Origin of the sequence: Nitratireductor sp. CH_MIT9313-5, assembly GCF_037029545.1 — a bacterium.
Lineage (GTDB): Bacteria > Pseudomonadota > Alphaproteobacteria > Rhizobiales > Rhizobiaceae > Chelativorans.
The window spans coordinates 936,703-954,414 of sequence record NZ_JAYMER010000014.1; the positions used below are offsets into that span (position 1 = coordinate 936,703).

Below are 17,712 nucleotides of genomic sequence, written 5' to 3' on the forward strand. Positions count from 1 at the left end.
TTGCCGCGCAGCCAGCCGCAGCCCCGCGCGCACCTAACCGATCCATGTAATGCATATGGTTGAGGTATCGTGCTTTGCAAGCTGGCCGACGCATCGGGCAAAATGCGTACCTGTCGTGGCCACATCATCTATGAGCAGGCACATCTTGTTGCGCACCCTGTGGTCGACAACACGTGACCTGAAATGCCTGCTTTGCTGAGGATGACTGCTGCCATAGCTCTTGGCAACAGTCACATTCTCCAGCGCCTGATAGTGAGCCAGTTCCAGCTCTTTGCTGACATACCAGGAAATGATGGTTGCGAAATTGTTGGTCTTTCCGGAAGAGCCAGCAGGAACCGGGCAGACACAGTCAAAGGCTGCACCATTGGTTATGAGCATGGCGGCTTCGGCGATCTCTCGCGCGATCTGCTTGGCACTTTCCTCACTCGGACTGCGCTTCAGATTGCGCATCGCCTTCAGTTGCAGTTCGCGTACGCTTTGGCGCCATGCACGCACACTGAAATAGGCTACCTGCCCGCGTTTATGAACCTTCATCCTGCGCAGTAGGGTCTGCTCCAAGAAGAGAAAATTTGGGTCGGGCGCGCCGTGATATTCTCGAAAAAGCTTCGTTTTTTCAGGGCAGCGATGGACCCGAGTGTGCGTATAACCCTGCTCCGAGAGAAACCACTGCGTCGCCTGCCCCATCACCGCCCCCGAATTGTTATATTATGAAGCAGATTGAGGCTGAAAACGTTTGCAGTCAAGTTTTAGTTGTGTGACATATAGTTTTACAATCTTACGTTAAGGTCATATGAACCCTGCCTCCCCGTTCCCTTAAGTCTTTTGGTCTGTGCAGACGTCAAGCATGTGCATTTCGCCTCTCAATGCTTGCATTAGAAATTCATGCCGGTAAAAGCCCCTCAAGATCACATGGCGACGAGCCGGGGACACTTCATGAAGCTCTTTTCGGGCAATTCGAACCGGGTGCTTGCGGAAGCTGTCACCCGGTATCTCAACATTCCTCTGGGCAAGGCGACGGTCAAACGCTTTGCGGATGAGGAAATTTTCGTCGAGATCCAGGAAAATGTGCGCGGCGAGGACGTTTTCGTCCTGCAGTCGACCGCCTATCCGGCAAATGATCACCTGATGGAACTGCTCATCATGATCGACGCCTTCCGCCGGTCTTCCGCGCGCCGCATCACGGCTGTGCTGCCCTATTTCGGCTATGCCCGCCAGGATCGCCGCACCTCCGGTCGCACGCCGATCTCTGCCAAGCTGGTGGCAAATCTGATCACGCGCGCAGGCGCAGACCGCGTTCTCACGCTTGATCTGCATGCTGGCCAGATCCAGGGCTTTTTCGACATTCCAACCGACAACCTGTTCGCCGTTCCCGTCATGGCACGGGACGTCAAGGCGCATTACAACCTTGAGAATGTCATGGTTGTCTCTCCGGATGTGGGCGGCGTTGTGCGCGCGCGCTCGCTTGCCAAGCGCATTGACGCGCCACTGGCCATTGTCGACAAACGCCGCGATCGCCCTGGCGAGTCAGAGGTCATGAATGTCATTGGTGACGTGAGCGGCAAGGATTGCCTGCTGATCGACGATATCGTCGATTCCGGCGGCACGCTGTGCAACGCGGCAGAAGCGCTGTTGAACAACGGCGCCACGTCGGTGACCGCCTATATCACCCACGGCGTATTGTCGGGTGCGGCCTGCGACCGCATCTGCAATTCGAAGCTGAAGGAACTGGTGATCACCGATTCCATTCAGGCCCCGCCTGCCGTGTTGAACACCAACAATATCCGCGTCATCACCATTGCCGATCTGATCGGCGAGGCGATCTCACGTACCGCCAGCGAAGAGTCGGTTTCAAGCCTTTTCAACTGAGCGTTTCAGGCCTGGCGCATTGCGGACACAAATGGGGGTTAGCGACGCAAGCAACCCGCATGTGAAAGGTGACCTCGAATGCGCCAACTGATCCTTGCAGCGCTGCTTGCAACGGCTTCCCCCGCCTGGGCAGAGGATGCCCCGGAACACAAGCTTTCCGACTGGCAGCAGAAGAAGTGCGCGACTTTCACGCAGGCCTATGAAGCCGCGCTCAAACAGCTGGGAACGGATGATCTGCGTCCGGAATTTCTCGCCTCGCAACAGACCTTCATGGATTCGCAGTGCATGGACAGGGAGACCCTTTGCCCGGCGTCGGGCAAGGAGCTTGAAATTGCCAATATCGTGTCGCTGGAGATGATCCATCTGGGGGCTTCCGGCACTTTTCTGCCCTACGACTGCCGCTAAGCCCCTGCGCGTCTTGCGCGCTTTCGCCCCATCCTGTATAGGCACGCGCGTCCGCGTAGACACCCTTGGAGGCAGCGCGGATGGGAGCCGGCAAGCCGGTTTTCACATTCGGGACGGCAAATTGCCCTTCGGATGCTCCATAACACTTGAAAGGAACAGGCCATGAGCCATCAGTCTTATGAACTGAAGGCCGAGGCGCGCGAACGGGTCGGTAAGGGGTCCGCCCGTGCAGCTCGGCGCAACGGCAAAGTACCCGCTGTCATCTACGGCGAAAAGGAAGCCCCGCTGGCAATCGCTCTGCCATACAAGGAGCTGACCATGAAGATTCATGGCGGCGGCTTCATGACGACGATCGCCACGATCGATGTTGACGGCAAGAAGATTCAGGTCCTGCCGAAGGACTACCAGCTCGACCCCGTGCGCGACTTCACCATGCATGTGGACTTCCTGCGCGTCGGCAAGAACACCGTCGTGACCGTGAACGTGCCCGTGCACTTCATCAATGAGGAAGCCTCTCCCGGCATCAAGCGCGGCGGCGTTCTCAATATCGTGCGTCACGAAGTCGAGTTCACCTGCCCGGCCAATTCGATCCCCGAATTCATCGAGGTTGATCTGACGGGTTCCGAGCTTGGTGACTCCATCCACATCTCCGCAGTCAAGCTGCCGGAAGGTGTCACGCCGACCATCACCGACCGCGATTTCACCATCGCAACGGTTGCAGCCCCCGCCGGCCTGAAGTCCGACGACGCGGCTGATGAAGGTGGCGAAGAGGAAGCAGCAGAAGAGGGCGGCGAGGAGTAATCCTCACCCTTCGGAGGCAGTTTCATGCTCATCATTGCAGGTCTTGGAAATCCCGGCCGGCAATATGAAAACAACCGGCACAATGTCGGCTTCATGGCGGCGGATGCAATATTCCGCCGCCATTCCTTTTCGCCCTGGTCGAAGAAGTTTTCGGCCGAGATTGCCACAGGCACGCTGGGCGGTGAAAAAGTCCTTCTGATCAAGCCCCAGACCTTCATGAACCTGTCCGGTCAAGCCATCGGCGAGGCAATGCGCTTCTACAAGCTGGAGCCGAAGGATCTGGTCGTCCTTTATGACGAGCTTGATCTGGCGCCGGCCAAATTGCGCATCAAGACCGGCGGCGGCCATGGCGGCCACAACGGCATCAAGTCCATCGACGCCCATTGCGGCAAGGATTACCGGCGCGTGCGCATCGGCATCGGCCATCCCGGCGACAAGGCGCGCGTGCATGGCCATGTGCTGGGCGATTTCGCCAAGGTGGATCAGGACTGGCTCGAACCGATGCTTGATGCCATCGCGGAAAACGCCGAAATGCTGGTGCGTGGTGACGATTCCGGCTTCATGAATCGTGTCAGCCTTGCGGTCAAAGGCAAGAGCGGCGAAGCGGAGGCCCCTGCCCCGAAAAAGCCGAAGAAGCAAAGCCATATCCGGCAGGCCCGCCAGAGCAAGCCTGCAGTGAACATACCCGAAGACGGCCCCATGGCCGCCATGCTGAAGAAGCTTCTGGGCGACAAGCCGAAGTAAACGGGGTTTAGAAGGATTTGCAGGACGGGCACCGCCTCGGGGGCTTGACGATCATGGACCCCTTCGCCCATAGCCCTGCTACGATTATCAAAGCCTGACAGGACTGACATCTCATGGGTTTCAAATGTGGCATTGTCGGCTTGCCCAATGTCGGCAAGTCCACGCTGTTCAACGCGCTCACCAAGACGGCGGCGGCGCAGGCGGCAAATTATCCCTTCTGCACGATCGAACCGAATACCGGCGAAGTGGCTGTGCCCGATCCGCGCCTGAAGAAGATTGCGCAGATCGCGTCTTCCAAGGAAGTGGTGCCCACGCGCATCTCCTTCGTGGATATTGCCGGTCTGGTACGCGGTGCGTCCAAGGGTGAAGGGCTGGGGAACCAGTTCCTCGCCAATATCCGCGAAGTCGACGCCATCGTGCATGTGCTGCGCTGCTTTGAGGATGACGACATCACCCATGTGGAAGGCCGCATTGATCCCGTGGCCGATGCCGAGACGGTCGAGACGGAGCTGATGCTTTCCGACCTTGAGAGCCTTGAGCGCCGCACGACCCAGATGCGCAAGCGCGCCACCGGCAAGGACAAGGAAGCCCAGACGCTTCTGCCGATGATGGACGAAGCGCTGAAGCTCCTGCAGGACGGCAAGCCCGTCCGCCTGCTTCTCGACGGTATTGCGGCGGAAGACCTGAAGATCCTGCGCAGCCTGAACCTGTTGACCTCCAAGCCGGTGCTCTATGTCTGCAATGTCGCCGAAGGTGACGCCGCAGAAGGCAACGAGCATTCCGCCAAGGTGCAGGAGATGGCTGCCGCGCAGGGAGCGAAGACGGTCGTCATTTCCGCGGCAATTGAGGCCGAGGTCGCCCAGCTTGCCGACGAGGAAGCCGCCGAATATCTGGACGCGATGGGCCTGGAAGAGCCCGGCCTCGACCGCCTGATCCGTGCGGGCTACGAGCTTCTGGACCTCATCACCTTCTTCACGGCCGGACCGAAGGAAGCCCGCGCATGGACGGTGGCGAAGGGCTCCAAGGCACCGCAGGCCGCAGGCGTGATCCACACCGATTTCGAACGCGGCTTCATCCGTGCGCAGACCATCGCCTATGATGATTACGTGACGCTTGGTGGTGAGACGGCAGCCCGCGACGCCGGCAAGGCACGTGATGAAGGTAAGGAATATGTCGTCGCCGATGGTGACGTGATGCTCTTCAAGTTCAACACCTGATCCCCCCTCTCCTTCTGGCCCGGACAACAGCTTCGGCCAGAAGGTTTCTGTGGCCAATGGTCGGTTTTTTCGCGACTTTTCCCGCCATGTCTTGGCACTGCAACATTGCATGCCTATGTTCCGCCCAGCGTGAACGCCCTCCTCCCGGGTGTTCCGGAAAATCCGACCGATTTCCTTGAGATGAAGCGCCTGTTTCGGCAGCGCCGCTGGCATTGTTTTGATTGAAGGAGCCCGAAAATGCTCAACCGCAAAGTCCCTGACGTTACCTTCCGCACCCGCGTGCGCGATGAGTCCATCGAAGGACCGAATCCGTTCCGCTGGGAAAACAAGACGACTGCAGACTATTTTGGCGGCAAGCGCGTTGTGCTGTTCTCGCTGCCAGGTGCTTTCACGCCAACCTGCTCCACCTACCAGCTTCCCGACTTCGAGAAGCTGTTTGACGAGTTCAAGGCCGAGGGCATCGACGAGATCTACTGCATTTCCGTCAACGACGCATTCGTGATGAACGCATGGGCCAAGCAGCAGGGCATCGAAAAGGTCAAGGTCATTCCGGACGGCTCGGGCGAGTTCACCCGCAAGATGGGCATGCTCGTGGCCAAGGACAATCTCGGCTTCGGCATGCGCTCCTGGCGCTATGCGGCCGTGGTCAATAACGGTCTGGTCGAACAGTGGTTCGAGGAAGAAGGCTTCTCCGACAACTGCGAGAGCGACCCTTACGGCGTATCCTCGCCGCAGAACATCCTTGAAAATCTGCGCGCGGAAAAGAGCAAGGCCGCCTGATCTGTCGACCGTCCTTGTTAGGAACGTCTGCCCCGGTCAGCTTGGCCGGGGCTTTTTCTTGCGCAATTCCCCGATCATGAAAATACGATTGAGCTCGGCAAGACCCCGTTAAGATTGCAGGTCCCTTCAACTGTAGACAACCGCTTATACCTCTCGACATTTCGCGCCCTGTGGTTGAAAAGAACAACCACAAGATTTGCTCCACACTCTTCGCTCGAAGCTGGTTGTGCCGAACCATGATCTGGTATCGGCCTTGCCGCACAGCCGGATGGATGGAGCGCAATGGGTCGGCCGCAGGCCACACTGCTGGGGGAGTGACTGCATGATGCGAATGCTGCTTGCCATTGGCTCACTGCTGGTTTTGACAGCTGTGGCATCCGCACATGCGCCCGCAGGCACCTCCATTCATGAGGGTCTCCTGCATCCGCTCAGCGCCGGCAGCCATCTGCTCGCCATGATTGCAGTGGGGCTTTGGGCTGCGCAGTCGGGCGGGCGCGCCACATGGGCCTGGCCGCTCTGCTTTGTTACGATCATGACCTGCGGAAGCCTGCTGGCGGTCTCGGACATATCCGTGCCCTTCGTGGAACCCGGCATTCTCACCTCAATCCTGGTGCTGGGCCTCATGATCACCTTCGCTTCAAAGCTGCATGTGGCCGCGGGTGCAAGCCTCATCGCCGTCTTCGCATTGCTGCATGGTTATATGCATGGTGTGATGCTGGCCGCCGATATCCAGGCGCTACGCTTTCTCGTCGGATTGAGCCTGGCGACCGCTTCCCTGCATATAGCCGGCATCACGGTGGTGGCACTATGCAAGCGCCTGGCAGCGCCTTGGGCAACACAGGCGCTCGGCGCCCTTACCCTCTTTGCCGGTTTCAGCCTGCTGTTCACCCATGCATGAGCAAGGCCGGCAAGCCGCCGGGTAGGGGTCTGGCTTGTCCACAGACGGGTTCTGGCGCTTCACAAAGCATGAGAACCGGTTAGGCTTCTCCACGAGGAGGATGACCAAGTGATATCCTGGGCGCTGTTCATACCGGCCTGTTTCGCGCTCAATTGCGCGCCGGGCCCCAACAACATGCTTGTATTTTCCAATGCGGCAAGGCTCGGCCTTTGGCCGGCAATGGCTGGCGGCATGGGGCGGATGCCCGCATTCGTCATTCTTATTGCCATCACGATCATCGGCCTTGGCGCGGTGCTGGCGACATCCGCCCTCGCCTTCACATTCGTGAAGCTGGCAGGTGCCGCCTATCTGATCTATGTCGGCATCCGCTTCCTGAGACACGCAAAGGCGCTGGCGACGAGCCAGAGCGGCGATGTGGCACTGCGCGCGCTGATGCGCAGGGACTTCCTCATCGCGATCGGCAATCCGAAGGCGATTGCCATCTTCACCGCCTTCTTCCCACAATTTCTGGACCCAGCGACTGCAGCACAGCCTCAACTTTTGGCAATGGGCGTGGTCTTCCTGCTTCTTGAGGTGCTGGCAGTGCTTGCCTATGCCCTGGGCGGCACGCTGCTCGGCAAGGCGCTCAAATCCGCCCGGCTCTTCGTGAATCTCAACCGCTTCGTAGGAGGCGCGCTCATCGTCTCCGGCGCATCCATGGCTTTCTCCCGACAGTAGAACGCATGACAGACACGCTCGGCACCAAATACTGGAGTTATGACGACTTCGAGCCAGGCACGGAGATCGATCTTGGCAGCCACGAGGTCACTGCCGCGGAGATCGTGGAGTTTGCCAGCCAGTTCGACCCGCAGCCCATGCATCTCAGCGATGAGGCCGGACAGGCCTCGCTTCTGGGAGGGCTCGCCGCATCCGGCTGGCACACAAGCGCGATCTTCATGCGCATGATGTGCGACGCCTTCCTGCTTTCTTCAACGTCACAGGGCTCACCCGGCATTGAGGAGTTGAAATGGAAGAAGCCCGTACTGGCGGGCGATGTGCTGACCGGCTGCTCCACCGTTGTGGCGAAGCGTGAACTGAAATCACGGCCGGATCTGGGAATGGTAACGCTGCGCCACGAGCTGAGAAATCAGCGCGGGGAGACCGTACTTGTGCTGCAAAACCCGATCATGTTCCGCAAACGCGGGGAGACCCATGACGCTTGATGAATTTCTCCAGATAGGGCGACGCATCGAGCTTGGCACGCATCAGCTGGATGCAGAGGAAATCCGACGCTTCGCTCGCCAATACGATCCGCAGCTTTTCCACACGGATGAAGAGGCAGCCGCCAAAAGCGTGCTGGGTGGCTTGTGTGCCTCCGGCTGGCACACATGCGCGCTCTGGATGAAGTACAATGTGGCCGCCGGGTTCGGCGAAGCCCATTGGAATGGCGAAGGACCAGCCCCTGCCTTCGGCCCCTCACCCGGCTTTCGCGACCTGAAATGGCTGAAACCTGCCTATGCGGGCGACAGCCTCACCTTTGCAAGACAGTCACTCGCCTATCGCCCCCTCTCCTCGCGCCCCGGCTGGCATGTGCTTAACGCGCTGGCAACCGCGGACAACCAGCATGGAGAGCGGATACTAAGCTTTGAGAGTGCAGTCCTGTTCTTCCATGCGCGACAGAAGGAGCGCGTTCAGTCGCCTTCATAGGCGATGAGCGTGTTCACCTCGACGCCAAGCGCCTCAAGCTTCGCACGGCCACCGAGATCCGGCAGGTCGATGACGAAGCAGGCCGCAACGATCTCCGCACCCATCTGGCGCAGAAGCTTCACCGCGCCTTCCGCAGTGCCACCGGTCGCAATGAGATCATCGACGAGAATGACCTTCTCGCCTTCCTTCACGGCATCGCGATGCATCTCCATCTCGTCAATGCCATATTCGAGGCTGTAGGCGACGCGCACGGTCTCGTGCGGCAGCTTGCCCTTCTTGCGGATCGGGATGAAACCGGACGACAGCTGGTGCGCCATTGCGCCGCCGAGAATGAAGCCGCGCGCCTCGATACCCGCAATCTTGTCGACCTTCATGCCCGCATAGGGATGCACCAGTTCGTCCACCGAACGGCGAAACGCCCGCGCATCGCCCAGCAATGTGGTGATGTCACGAAACTGGATGCCGGGCTTGGGATAGTCCGGAATGGTGCGGATCGCTGCGCGCAGCGTCTGTTCAAGCGTCTGTTTCATGGACAAGCCCCTTGGCATTTCCTTTTGCGGCGTAAATGCCGCCAGTTCAAGTCTGTGCTGCAGACGTGAAAAAGGGCGCCGGAGCGCCCTTTGAATCACATGAGGCAAAGCTTCAGTGTGCTTCTGCCCAGATCTTGCGCTTGGTGAGATACATCAGACCACCGAAGAGCACCAAGAAGACCATCACCACGAAGCCGGTCGACTTGCGCGCTTCCATATGCGGCTCGGCAGTCCACATCAGGAAGGCGGACACGTCGCGCGCATACTGGTCAACCGTCTCGGGCGCACCGTCGTCATATGTAACCACGCCGTCGGAAAGCGGCGGAGCCATGGCCAGCGACGCAGCCTTCAGGAAGTACGGATTGTAATAGGTACCTTCCGGGATCTCATGGCCTTGGCTGTCTTCCTCATAGCCCGTCAGAAGGTTGTAGACATAGTCCACGCCGCCTTCGGCATACTGGGTGAAGATGTCGAAGACGAAGGTCGGGAAACCACGCTCGGCGGTACGCGCCTTGGCCATCAGCGAAAGATCCGGCGGATAGGCACCGTTGTTGGAAGCTGCAGCCTGCTGCGGGTTTTCGAAGGGTGCGGGGAAGTAGTCCGAAGGGGTCGCCGGGCGCATGAACATGTCGCCAGCTTCATCCGGCCCGTCCTGCACTTCATATTCGCTGGCAAGTGCACGCACCTGCTCTTCCGAGTAGCCAAGGTCTTCCAGCGTGCGGAAGGCGACAAGGTTGAGAGAGTGACAGGAGGCACAGACCTCGCGATAGACCTTGAAGCCGCGCTGCAGCTGGCCGCGGTCATAGGTGCCGAAAGGACCTTCGAAGGACCAGTCCTGCTCGACCGGCTTCTTGATCGGATATTCGGCAGCACTGGCGGAAGCAGCCGTCAGGAGGCCGAGGCCGAGCGCTGCGAACCCATTGAGGAGAAGTTTCATGTTCAACATTCCTTTGCGCATGCGCTCGAGCATCATTCGGCTGCGGCCGGTGCGATGGTCGACTTGCCGCCCTTCTTCTTTTCAAGAACAGCCTCGGTGATCGAGTTCGGCAGACGCCGCGGGGTCTCGATCAGGCCAAGAACGGGCATGATGACGATGAAGAATGCGAAGTAGTACAGCGTCGATACCTGGGCGAGTGCCACATAGACACCTTCCGCAGGCCGCGAACCAAGCCAGCCAAGGAAGATGGCGTTCACGACAAAGACCCAGAAGAACAGCTTGTACCACGGGCGGTAGACGGCCGAGCGCACCTTCGAGGTATCAAGCCACGGCACCACGAAGAGAACCGCGATTGCACCGAACATGGCCAAGACGCCACCAAGCTTGGAGTCGATCGGGCCGATATTGAAGGTGATGGCACGCAGGATCGCGTAGAAGGGCAGGAAGTACCATTCCGGAACGATGTGAGCCGGCGTGTTGAGCGGGTCCGCCTCGATATAGTTGTCCGCATGTCCCAGATAGTTCGGGATGTAGAAGACGAAATAGGCGAACAGGATGAGGAACAGCACCATCGCGAAGGCGTCCTTCACCGTCGCATAGGGAGTGAAGGCAACCGTGTCGGTCTTCGACTTCACCTCGATGCCCGTCGGGTTCGTCTGACCCGTCACATGCAGCGCCCAGACGTGGAGAACCACGACGCCGGCGATCATGAAGGGCAGAAGATAGTGAAGCGAGAAGAAGCGGTTGAGCGTCGGATCACCCACGGCAAAGCCGCCCAGAAGCAGTTCCTGGATCCAGCTACCCACCAGCGGAATGGCAGTGAAGAAGCCGGTGATAACCGTTGCACCCCAGAAGGACATCTGGCCCCAGGGCAGCACGTAGCCCATGAAGGCAGTTGCCATCATCAGGAGATAGATGATGCAGCCGAGAATCCACAGAAGCTCGCGCGGCGCCTTGTAGGAGCCGTAATAAAGGCCGCGGAAGATGTGGATATAGACGGCGATGAAGAACATCGACGCGCCATTGGCGTGCAGATAGCGCAGAAGCCAGCCGGAATTGACGTCGCGCATGATCTTCTCGACCGAGAGGAACGCGATTTCCGTGTTGGCCGCATAATGCATCGCCAGCACAACACCGGTCAGGATCTGGGCCACCAGCATGAGGCTCAGGATACCGCCGAAGGTGTAGGCGTAGTTCAGATTGCGCGGCACCGGATAGGCCACGAAGGAATCATAGATGAGGCGCGGCAAAGGCATGCGCGCATCCATCCAGCGACCAAAGCCGGTTTTCGGCGTATAGGTAGAGTGTCCGCTGCTCATAATCTTCTCTCCCTGCCCTTAGCCGATCTCGATCGTCGTATCATTTACGAAGGTGAGCGTGGGAACCAGAAGGTTCGTCGGTGCCGGGCCTTTGCGGATGCGTCCCGCAGTGTCGTAATGCGAACCGTGGCAGGGGCAGAACCACCCGCCGAAATCACCGGCCTGGCCGAGTGGTACGCAACCCAGATGGGTGCACACGCCAACCATCACCAGCCAGTTTTCGCGACCCTCGCCTGCTGCACGGTTTTCGTCCGTGGCCGGCTCTTCGCCCGTCAGGTTTTCATTACGGGCAATCGGATCCTTCAGCTCTTCGAGCGCCACTTCGCGGGCGGCCTCGATCTCGGCTTCGGTACGATTGCGAATGAAAACAGGCTTGCCGCGCCACTTCACCGTCAGGCTCATGCCCGGCTCGACGCCGGAGACATCCACCTGGATGGAAGCAAGGGCACGCGTCGATGCGTCTGGACGCATCTGATCGATAAACGGCCAGGCGACGCCTGCGGCGCCCACCACACCGGCCATGCCGGTTGCCACATAGAGAAAATCGCGACGGGTATGTTCGGTCGAATCGCTAGCGCTCACGGCACAGTGGTCCTTTCACCTCGGTAAGTGCCGGAAGAAATATGCATCTATGCCAAAGCGCCCGTCGGATTGGTCGCAACAGGCTGCCTGTTCCCCCGGCAATTCGCGTTGGTTTCTATGCTCGCATCTTTCACTTGTCCAGACACACAAGCCGCTTGTGGGCAGATTGTCGCGGGTGAAAGCCTTGAATACACAGGCAGACGCACTTATGGCGCCGCCAGACAGGCCACGACAGCGCCAGTTCCCGCCCCAAAATGGCCATTTCGCTGACCATGGAGATTCGTAGTATCGCAGCTAACGCGCGCCCAGGCGCGCAAGCACCATGCGGGGGATGCCCATGTCCCTGATCACGTCGTCATGGCGCTTCAGGCCGCAAAGTTCGCGCTGGATGAAATAGGCATAGACGGCCTCGGCGGCAATCTTGAGAAGCTTCTCGCGATGTGCGCCCGTCTCAGGCAGGCCCTCGAGCGCGGCAATGGCCTCTTCGGCGCTTCTTCCGGCAGAACCAAGCGAGGTCGCCATTTCCTCGGCGAGTTCGTAATCGAGAACCTGAACGCCTGTCTGTAGGCGGCTGTTGGCGCTGGCGGACATGTTGCTCTCTTTCGGTGATGCTTGTGCCAATGCTCGACGCGAGCGGGCGCACACGCTAATTTGGCGAAGACACCCTGCCCTTTCAACCGCGGGCCGCAATGGCTGTCCGGAGATATGCGATGACCTTTCTCGAACTCGCCACCTTCAGCCTGGTTGCAGCCCTACTGGTCATCTCTCCGGGTCCCAACGGAGTGCTGATTGCGCGCACGGTGCCAACCTCCGGCAAGGCGGCAGGCTTTGCCAATATTGCCGGCTTTTTCGCCTCATTCTACCTGCACGGCGCCTTCTCGATCCTTGGCATCTCCATCATCCTGCTGCAGTCTGCGCAGGCCTTCTTCATCGTCAAGATGCTGGGTGCCGCCTATCTGTGCTATGTGGGCGTGAAGGCGCTTCTGGAGGCTTGGAAGGGCACGACGGCGCCCCTCGCGGTCGCCCCTGCCAGACGCAGGCGCACCTTGTGGCGCGCCGGTGTGGAAGGCTTTCTGACCAACGCGCTCAATCCCAAGGTTTCGATGTTCTATCTAGCGGCCTTCCCGCAATTCATTCCCCCCAACGCGGATGCGACCTTGTGGGCCTTTGCGCTGGTTGGCATCCACTCCGCGTTGAATGTCGCGTGGTTCTCGACCATGGTGCTGCTGCTGGCCTCGCTCAAGGGCCTAGGCACCCGCGTCTGGGTGCAGCGCATGATCAAGGCCGTGACCGGCACGATCTTCATCGCATTCGGCGTGAAGCTGGCGGCTTTCCGACCCTGAAGTCGCGGCTTACGGCCACTTTACCACGGGCGGCATGCTGGACAGGATGGAGTTCACATTGCCGCCGGTCTTGAGACCGAAGATCGTGCCGCGGTCATAGAGCAGGTTGTATTCCACATAGCGACCGCGCTGGACGAGCTGCTGCTCGCGCTCGGCATCCGTCCAGTTCCGGTTGAAGTTCTGGCGCACCAGCCGCTGGTAGATGATGAGAAAGGCGCGGCCCACATCCTGCGTGAAGGCGAAATCGGCATCCCAGCCGCCCGCCTCCTCCGGCGATTTCAGCCAGTCATAGAAGATGCCGCCAATGCCGCGCGGCTCCTGCCGGTGGGGCAGATAGAAATATTCGTCGCACCACTGTTTCAGCCGTTCATAGTCGGCCACAGCGGAATGCTTTTCGCAGACGAACTGAAACGCCTTGTGAAAGGCTTGCGTGTCGGGATCTTCCTGGCTGCGCCGCGCGCTCAGCATCGGCGTGAGATCGGCCCCGCCGCCAAACCAGTTGCGTGTGGTAACCACCATGCGCGTATTCATGTGCACGGCTGGCACATGCGGGTTTTGCGGATGCGCGATGAGCGAGATGCCCGACGCCCAGAAGCGCGGGTCTTCCTCGGCACCCGGGATCTGCTTGCGAAACTCGGGCGAGAACTCGCCGAAGACCGTGGAAGTGTGCACGCCCACCTTCTCGAAGACGCGGCCATGCATCATGGACATGACGCCGCCACCGCCCTCGCCTTCCTGGCGCAGCCATGGCGTGCGCTCGAAGCGGCCGGGCATGTGGTCCGACATCGGGCCTTCCAGCTCGTCCTCCAGCTGCTCCAGCCCGTGGCAGATGCGGTCGCGCAGCGCCTCGAACCAGGCCCGCGCCTTTTCCTTCTTCTCTTCGATATCGTCGGGCAGGCCGGCCGGCAGATCTGGTCGTTCCATGATGGCATATCCTCTTGCCGGACAAGGTTCATGCTCCATGACAATCTGGTCAAGGACAGTCCGGGAAGTCTCACAAATGACTCGCAATTTTCCCCGCCGAGACCTAAACTGAAAAGCAGTCGGGTCAAGGAGTTCTTTCGTGCGCGTACCCGCCAAACCACCGCTGGACGGGTTGAAACGCAGCCTTGACAAGAGGCGCGCGCAGCCGGTTCGGATGCCCAAGGACGGCTTTCTGCGCGAGACCTTCGAACTCCCGCGCGCCCAGGCCCGCGCCAAGGCGCGCGAATGGCTGGAACGCTGGCCCCGACAAGCCTACTGGACCGAAATCGAAAGCTGGTGCGAACGCCCCGGCGACGTGATCGAGTTCACCATGCGCAGGCTGCCGACGGCGGATTAGGGGTGGCTCGAAGCTCTGTTGAAAAGTGGAGCCAAACACTCTCGCCCTTCGACAGGCTCAGGATGAGGGCTATTTGCAGGCCGCGGTCACGACCGCACTTGGTTAATCCTTACCCATACTCGGTTCGCCGTCACTATGACCCTCATGATGAGCCTCACGGACATTCCCGTTCGAGGCGCTCGCCCATAGCGTTCAGTAGGATCTTAGTCCCGATAAGCACGATTTCTGTCTCAGGAAGAATCATCTCGCCAGGAGTGACGTAGCGGCTGCGATATGGCCGGTCGTAAACACTATCCAGAAGTCGTAGATGATCGAAGTAGACTCGCCATCGGGTATCAGCACCCTCTTCGCCCAGCAACTCGTATCTACGCCGAACCTCTTCAGATAAAGAAAGATGACTTGTATTCGCCATATGCAAGTTGATGAATTTTACTTCGTCGAAGCACCCCCGAGAGTCACAGTACAATTTGTATGTATTGTGGCTGTACTTTCTGATCTCATGCATGGATTTTCGGCAACCACGAAGCATTGTCTTAAAAGTGAGCTCAGTCGCCAAGCCAACGTTCTGCATGACTGGACCACAGTAGAACGGTGCATGATGATTGTTATTCTCTGAGAAGTGCAAGAGTTCAGCAGCGCTGAAGTACGCACGTGCCCAGGTGAACAAACCCGCCACATCCATCTCGTTGCCGTCCTCGACACTTGCAGGCCAATCTTTTGAAAACCCTATTGCAGCTGCCATTTCGCTCACCCCATACGCTCCCCAAAACGTTATATTTTCGCAACGACTTCGCTCCGGCGACTGGTGCAGTTAGGACAAAATGACCGCCTATGCTTCGCTCGGCGTGGCCACGAGGCGCATCAAAGCTACCAGAATTCCAGTATGATGATGCTCGTGACGATAGAGGGGAAAATCAGCAAAATTGACCCAATCGCGTAGAACATCGAAATGATGATTCGAGCCGCGGGGTAACGATAGTCAAGCGCGCGGTGCTCGAGGTAAAAGACGTCTTTCGGCCGAGCAACAGCTTCATTTAGCAGTGCTTTATGAAGGACGCGCTCAGCCCGGCGTCCAGAATAGGCGACGTCCAAAACTTCGTCAGTCATAAGATACCCTGATCCAGTCCAAAAGCTGCCGCCGAGGCCGTCACCGGCCGGTTCTAAATTCTCATCCGAGAACTTAGTCGCCAGAAAGAGAGTTTCGATAAATCGATGCAAGTTTCCGCTCACATCGGTCGGAAAGCCGATCCGTCGGCTGTCAAACATCGGGCTCCGCTCTTCGCCGTGAAGGCTGGCAAAATACATGGTGGTGATGCTCTCGAAGCTCCCAACGATCAAGTTGGGAGTTTTGATAGCCTCCATCGCGGCAATATAGTTCTCCACTGCTGGGAATCGCCGTATCTGAGGTGGCGCAACGACGTTGAATAAAGCTACTCCCCCGCCAAAAATCAGGAGGCCGAAATATAAGAAGTATAAGTTCCGAGAGTAGAGGAACGACCAGATATCACCTGGTTCTTGTACGAACGCGCCTGGCAGAATCGTTGAAAAATACCCCGATAGAGTCGAGTTGAAGACGATGAGGTAGCCGACAAACGGCATAATGATCGTCAACTGTGCAATACGCGAGTTTCCAATGCTAGAAAGAGCGGACCAGCTGATCGCTGTCCCGAAAGTATAGAAATGCTCCGCGAATGGTTGAATTAGCCAGCGCCTGATAGAGATCATAATGCGCGTCCACAACTCTAATTTCCTCCCACCTCACCGTCTCGCTATACCATAACGATAGCGAGCGTACTCGTCTGCGCACGCTTTGCTAGGCATCACCCCGCAGCAGTGTCGACGGCGACAGCTTCTGAAGCACGGCAGACACGACCACAATGAGCGAACTACAATTTTGTACCGCTAAAAGCCATTCCCCGTGGAAGGCACACAACGGTCGCTCTCCATTAGAATTTAATGTTCAGAGCTCACCACTCCGGCCGGTAGCTTTTGGAATAGCGGGCAGCTCCTGAACGACCTGGATGATGGCGCAAACTGGTGGACCACGGCTTCGCCCCTGGAAGTTGCTCCGGGCCGCAAGCCGTCATTCCCAAAGCCAAGCGCGAATGACCGTATTGGGGTCGATTGTTGCCACAATGAACACTACTGCAACTGGGCGCTCCGTCACACCATTCAATCATTGCAAAGTGCGATCAGTACACTCCACATTCCCACACGTGAACCTCGTATTACCAAAACTCCCTACCCCATCACCCCCAACTGCCGCAGCGCTTCGCCTGCTCCCATTGCAGCCGACATGGCCAGGTTGAGGCTTCTTGCCTCGCCTTGCATGGGGATCGTCACGCGCTGGTCGGCCTGTTCGTGCACATGCTCGGGCACGCCTGCGGATTCGCGGCCGAACAGGAGCACGTCGTTTTGTTCGTAGGCGACATTGCAATAGGAGGCAGCACCCTTTGTGGTGAAGAGGATGAGGCGGCGGTTTTCGGCCTCGCGCCATTCGCAAAAGGCTTCCCATGAGGGATGGCGGGTGAGGACGGCCTTGGCGATGTAGTCCATGCCTGCGCGTTTGAGCGAGCGGTCGGAGAGGTCGAAGCCGGCGGGCTCTATGAGGTCAACGGTGATGCCGAGACAGGCGGCAAGGCGCAGGATGGCGCCTGTGTTGCCGGGAATGTCCGGCTGGTAGAGGGCGATATGCAGACTCATGAACTGTCACTTTCGCAACCTGTAGCCATTGGGCCACAGCGTCAGGTTGTTTTGCGCCTTGGCCAGACTATGGCTGGAGCTTGGGCAATTGTGGGTCTATAAGACCATCCGTGTTGAACTGAAACCGCTGGAGGCAGAAATGGACAAGGCTCTTCCGACCATCCCGTTCTGCGCACGCCCCTGGATTTTGGGCGCTGCCTGACGGCGGATTTCGTTCCACGCATTTTCACTGACATTCGAAAAGACGCACGAGCGGATCCGCCGGAACAACAATTCCGGACAATCAGGATTCGATCATGTCATCCAAGACCAGAACACCTCTGACCGCGCCCGCGGCCATCACGGCTTTCGCGCCGCAGGCAAACACTTCTGACACAAGCCTGTCAGGAGCGCTGGCTGGGCGGCTGGCCAAGACGCCAGCCATGCCCTACCCGCAATCTGCGCAAAAGGGCATGAAACCCGCTGCAGAAACTGCCGCGGGAAAGGCGAACCGAGGCAGACAAGGTGTGAAAGCGGCCTATATCCCCGGCAAGGGCCACCGATAATCTATACAGGCAGGGCGAGGCATCCGCCTCCCCTG

At 58.8% G+C, this 17,712-nt stretch carries 23 protein-coding genes; 13 read left to right on the forward strand and 10 right to left on the reverse strand.

Annotation, left to right across the window (positions count from 1 at the left end; all coding sequences use genetic code 11):
- Positions 1-33: 33 nt before the first annotated feature.
- Positions 34-684 (reverse strand): phosphoribosyltransferase, encoded by a 651-nt coding sequence (locus tag WA367_RS12085; RefSeq protein ID WP_336056978.1) that lies wholly within the window; start codon positions 682-684, stop codon positions 34-36.
- Between the two features lie 249 nt (positions 685-933).
- On the opposite strand from WA367_RS12085, the gene WA367_RS12090 reads away from it, so the two are divergent.
- From WA367_RS12090 to WA367_RS12135, 10 genes are all read left to right on the forward strand, one after another.
- Positions 934-1,866 (forward strand): ribose-phosphate pyrophosphokinase, encoded by a 933-nt coding sequence (locus tag WA367_RS12090; RefSeq protein WP_336056979.1) that lies wholly within the window; start codon positions 934-936, stop codon positions 1,864-1,866.
- A gap of 78 nt (positions 1,867-1,944) precedes the next feature.
- Complete coding sequence (locus WA367_RS12095; RefSeq protein WP_336056980.1) at positions 1,945-2,271, forward strand: hypothetical protein; 327 nt, start codon at positions 1,945-1,947, stop codon at positions 2,269-2,271.
- A 162-nt stretch (positions 2,272-2,433) separates the two neighbouring features.
- Positions 2,434-3,072: a 50S ribosomal protein L25/general stress protein Ctc gene (locus WA367_RS12100; protein ID WP_336056981.1), complete on the forward strand. Its 639-nt coding sequence runs from the start codon at positions 2,434-2,436 to the stop codon at positions 3,070-3,072.
- A gap of 24 nt (positions 3,073-3,096) precedes the next feature.
- Complete coding sequence (pth, locus tag WA367_RS12105) at positions 3,097-3,816, forward strand: aminoacyl-tRNA hydrolase (RefSeq protein ID WP_336056982.1); 720 nt, start codon at positions 3,097-3,099, stop codon at positions 3,814-3,816.
- 113 nt (positions 3,817-3,929) lie between these two features.
- A complete protein-coding gene (gene ychF, locus WA367_RS12110; RefSeq protein ID WP_336056983.1) occupies positions 3,930-5,033 on the forward strand; it encodes a redox-regulated ATPase YchF in 1,104 nt (367 codons plus the stop codon).
- A gap of 237 nt (positions 5,034-5,270) precedes the next feature.
- A complete protein-coding gene (locus WA367_RS12115; RefSeq protein ID WP_336056984.1) occupies positions 5,271-5,813 on the forward strand; it encodes a peroxiredoxin in 543 nt (180 codons plus the stop codon).
- A gap of 322 nt (positions 5,814-6,135) precedes the next feature.
- Positions 6,136-6,711: a HupE/UreJ family protein gene (locus WA367_RS12120; protein ID WP_336056985.1), complete on the forward strand. Its 576-nt coding sequence runs from the start codon at positions 6,136-6,138 to the stop codon at positions 6,709-6,711.
- Positions 6,712-6,819: 108 nt separating this feature from the next.
- Positions 6,820-7,428 carry a LysE family translocator gene (locus WA367_RS12125; RefSeq protein ID WP_336056986.1) on the forward strand — a complete coding sequence of 203 codons (609 nt, stop codon included), beginning with the start codon at positions 6,820-6,822 and terminating at the stop codon, positions 7,426-7,428.
- Positions 7,429-7,433: 5 nt separating this feature from the next.
- Positions 7,434-7,913: a MaoC family dehydratase gene (locus WA367_RS12130; protein ID WP_336056987.1), complete on the forward strand. Its 480-nt coding sequence runs from the start codon at positions 7,434-7,436 to the stop codon at positions 7,911-7,913.
- Positions 7,903-8,397 (forward strand): MaoC family dehydratase, encoded by a 495-nt coding sequence (locus WA367_RS12135; protein ID WP_336056988.1) that lies wholly within the window; start codon positions 7,903-7,905, stop codon positions 8,395-8,397. Before WA367_RS12130 ends, WA367_RS12135 begins: the two co-directional genes overlap by 11 nt.
- Here the strand turns inward: WA367_RS12135 and WA367_RS12140 are convergent.
- The 5 genes from WA367_RS12140 to WA367_RS12160 form a co-directional block, all read right to left on the reverse strand.
- Positions 8,382-8,927: an adenine phosphoribosyltransferase gene (locus WA367_RS12140; RefSeq protein ID WP_336056989.1), complete on the reverse strand. Its 546-nt coding sequence runs from the start codon at positions 8,925-8,927 to the stop codon at positions 8,382-8,384. The two genes, WA367_RS12135 and WA367_RS12140, sit on opposite strands and share 16 nt — an antisense overlap.
- 112 nt (positions 8,928-9,039) lie before the next feature.
- Positions 9,040-9,864: a cytochrome c1 gene (locus WA367_RS12145; protein WP_336056990.1), complete on the reverse strand. Its 825-nt coding sequence runs from the start codon at positions 9,862-9,864 to the stop codon at positions 9,040-9,042.
- 32 nt (positions 9,865-9,896) lie between these two features.
- On the reverse strand, positions 9,897-11,183 hold the full coding sequence (locus tag WA367_RS12150) for a cytochrome b (protein ID WP_336056991.1): 1,287 nt from the start codon (positions 11,181-11,183) through the stop codon (positions 9,897-9,899).
- An 18-nt stretch (positions 11,184-11,201) separates the two neighbouring features.
- Complete coding sequence (petA, locus tag WA367_RS12155) at positions 11,202-11,765, reverse strand: ubiquinol-cytochrome c reductase iron-sulfur subunit (protein WP_336056992.1); 564 nt, start codon at positions 11,763-11,765, stop codon at positions 11,202-11,204.
- A gap of 294 nt (positions 11,766-12,059) precedes the next feature.
- On the reverse strand, positions 12,060-12,356 hold the full coding sequence (locus WA367_RS12160; protein WP_336056993.1) for a DUF6665 family protein: 297 nt from the start codon (positions 12,354-12,356) through the stop codon (positions 12,060-12,062).
- A gap of 119 nt (positions 12,357-12,475) precedes the next feature.
- Between WA367_RS12160 and WA367_RS12165 the strand changes: the two genes are divergently transcribed.
- On the forward strand, positions 12,476-13,108 hold the full coding sequence (locus WA367_RS12165; RefSeq protein WP_336056994.1) for a LysE family translocator: 633 nt from the start codon (positions 12,476-12,478) through the stop codon (positions 13,106-13,108).
- Positions 13,109-13,117: 9 nt separating this feature from the next.
- On the opposite strand, the gene hemF is transcribed toward WA367_RS12165, so the two are convergent.
- Positions 13,118-14,032, reverse strand: coding sequence for an oxygen-dependent coproporphyrinogen oxidase (gene hemF, locus WA367_RS12170; RefSeq protein ID WP_336056995.1), 915 nt, complete (start codon positions 14,030-14,032; stop codon positions 13,118-13,120).
- 139 nt (positions 14,033-14,171) lie between these two features.
- On the opposite strand from hemF, the gene WA367_RS12175 reads away from it, so the two are divergent.
- Positions 14,172-14,429, forward strand: a complete 258-nt coding sequence (locus WA367_RS12175) for a hypothetical protein (protein ID WP_336056996.1) — start codon at positions 14,172-14,174, stop codon at positions 14,427-14,429.
- 154 nt (positions 14,430-14,583) lie between these two features.
- Here WA367_RS12175 and WA367_RS12180 read toward each other — a convergent pair whose 3' ends face one another.
- The 3 genes from WA367_RS12180 to WA367_RS12190 all read right to left on the reverse strand — a co-directional run bounded on the left by WA367_RS12180 (position 14,584) and on the right by WA367_RS12190 (position 17,132).
- Positions 14,584-15,180 carry a hypothetical protein gene (locus WA367_RS12180; protein WP_336056997.1) on the reverse strand — a complete coding sequence of 199 codons (597 nt, stop codon included), beginning with the start codon at positions 15,178-15,180 and terminating at the stop codon, positions 14,584-14,586.
- Between the two features lie 116 nt (positions 15,181-15,296).
- Positions 15,297-16,169 (reverse strand): hypothetical protein, encoded by an 873-nt coding sequence (locus tag WA367_RS12185; RefSeq protein WP_336056998.1) that lies wholly within the window; start codon positions 16,167-16,169, stop codon positions 15,297-15,299.
- Positions 16,170-16,670: 501 nt separating this feature from the next.
- On the reverse strand, positions 16,671-17,132 hold the full coding sequence (locus WA367_RS12190; protein ID WP_336056999.1) for a tRNA (cytidine(34)-2'-O)-methyltransferase: 462 nt from the start codon (positions 17,130-17,132) through the stop codon (positions 16,671-16,673).
- A 296-nt stretch (positions 17,133-17,428) separates the two neighbouring features.
- Between WA367_RS12190 and WA367_RS12195 the strand changes: the two genes are divergently transcribed.
- On the forward strand, positions 17,429-17,677 hold the full coding sequence (locus WA367_RS12195) for a hypothetical protein (protein WP_336057000.1): 249 nt from the start codon (positions 17,429-17,431) through the stop codon (positions 17,675-17,677).
- Positions 17,678-17,712 lie beyond the last annotated feature (35 nt).

Coding starts and splice junctions, on each gene's coding strand:
- WA367_RS12085 (WP_336056978.1), bottom strand. CDS start 684: ATGGGGCAGGCGACGCAGTGGTTTCTCTCGGAGCAGGGTTATACGCAC.
- WA367_RS12090 (WP_336056979.1), top strand. CDS start 934: ATGAAGCTCTTTTCGGGCAATTCGAACCGGGTGCTTGCGGAAGCTGTC.
- WA367_RS12095 (WP_336056980.1), top strand. CDS start 1,945: ATGCGCCAACTGATCCTTGCAGCGCTGCTTGCAACGGCTTCCCCCGCC.
- WA367_RS12100 (WP_336056981.1), top strand. CDS start 2,434: ATGAGCCATCAGTCTTATGAACTGAAGGCCGAGGCGCGCGAACGGGTC.
- pth (WP_336056982.1), top strand. CDS start 3,097: ATGCTCATCATTGCAGGTCTTGGAAATCCCGGCCGGCAATATGAAAAC.
- ychF (WP_336056983.1), top strand. CDS start 3,930: ATGGGTTTCAAATGTGGCATTGTCGGCTTGCCCAATGTCGGCAAGTCC.
- WA367_RS12115 (WP_336056984.1), top strand. CDS start 5,271: ATGCTCAACCGCAAAGTCCCTGACGTTACCTTCCGCACCCGCGTGCGC.
- WA367_RS12120 (WP_336056985.1), top strand. CDS start 6,136: ATGATGCGAATGCTGCTTGCCATTGGCTCACTGCTGGTTTTGACAGCT.
- WA367_RS12130 (WP_336056987.1), top strand. CDS start 7,434: ATGACAGACACGCTCGGCACCAAATACTGGAGTTATGACGACTTCGAG.
- WA367_RS12135 (WP_336056988.1), top strand. CDS start 7,903: ATGACGCTTGATGAATTTCTCCAGATAGGGCGACGCATCGAGCTTGGC.
- WA367_RS12140 (WP_336056989.1), bottom strand. CDS start 8,927: ATGAAACAGACGCTTGAACAGACGCTGCGCGCAGCGATCCGCACCATT.
- WA367_RS12145 (WP_336056990.1), bottom strand. CDS start 9,864: ATGAAACTTCTCCTCAATGGGTTCGCAGCGCTCGGCCTCGGCCTCCTG.
- WA367_RS12150 (WP_336056991.1), bottom strand. CDS start 11,183: ATGAGCAGCGGACACTCTACCTATACGCCGAAAACCGGCTTTGGTCGC.
- WA367_RS12160 (WP_336056993.1), bottom strand. CDS start 12,356: ATGTCCGCCAGCGCCAACAGCCGCCTACAGACAGGCGTTCAGGTTCTC.
- WA367_RS12165 (WP_336056994.1), top strand. CDS start 12,476: ATGACCTTTCTCGAACTCGCCACCTTCAGCCTGGTTGCAGCCCTACTG.
- hemF (WP_336056995.1), bottom strand. CDS start 14,032: ATGGAACGACCAGATCTGCCGGCCGGCCTGCCCGACGATATCGAAGAG.
- WA367_RS12190 (WP_336056999.1), bottom strand. CDS start 17,132: ATGAGTCTGCATATCGCCCTCTACCAGCCGGACATTCCCGGCAACACA.
- WA367_RS12195 (WP_336057000.1), top strand. CDS start 17,429: ATGTCATCCAAGACCAGAACACCTCTGACCGCGCCCGCGGCCATCACG.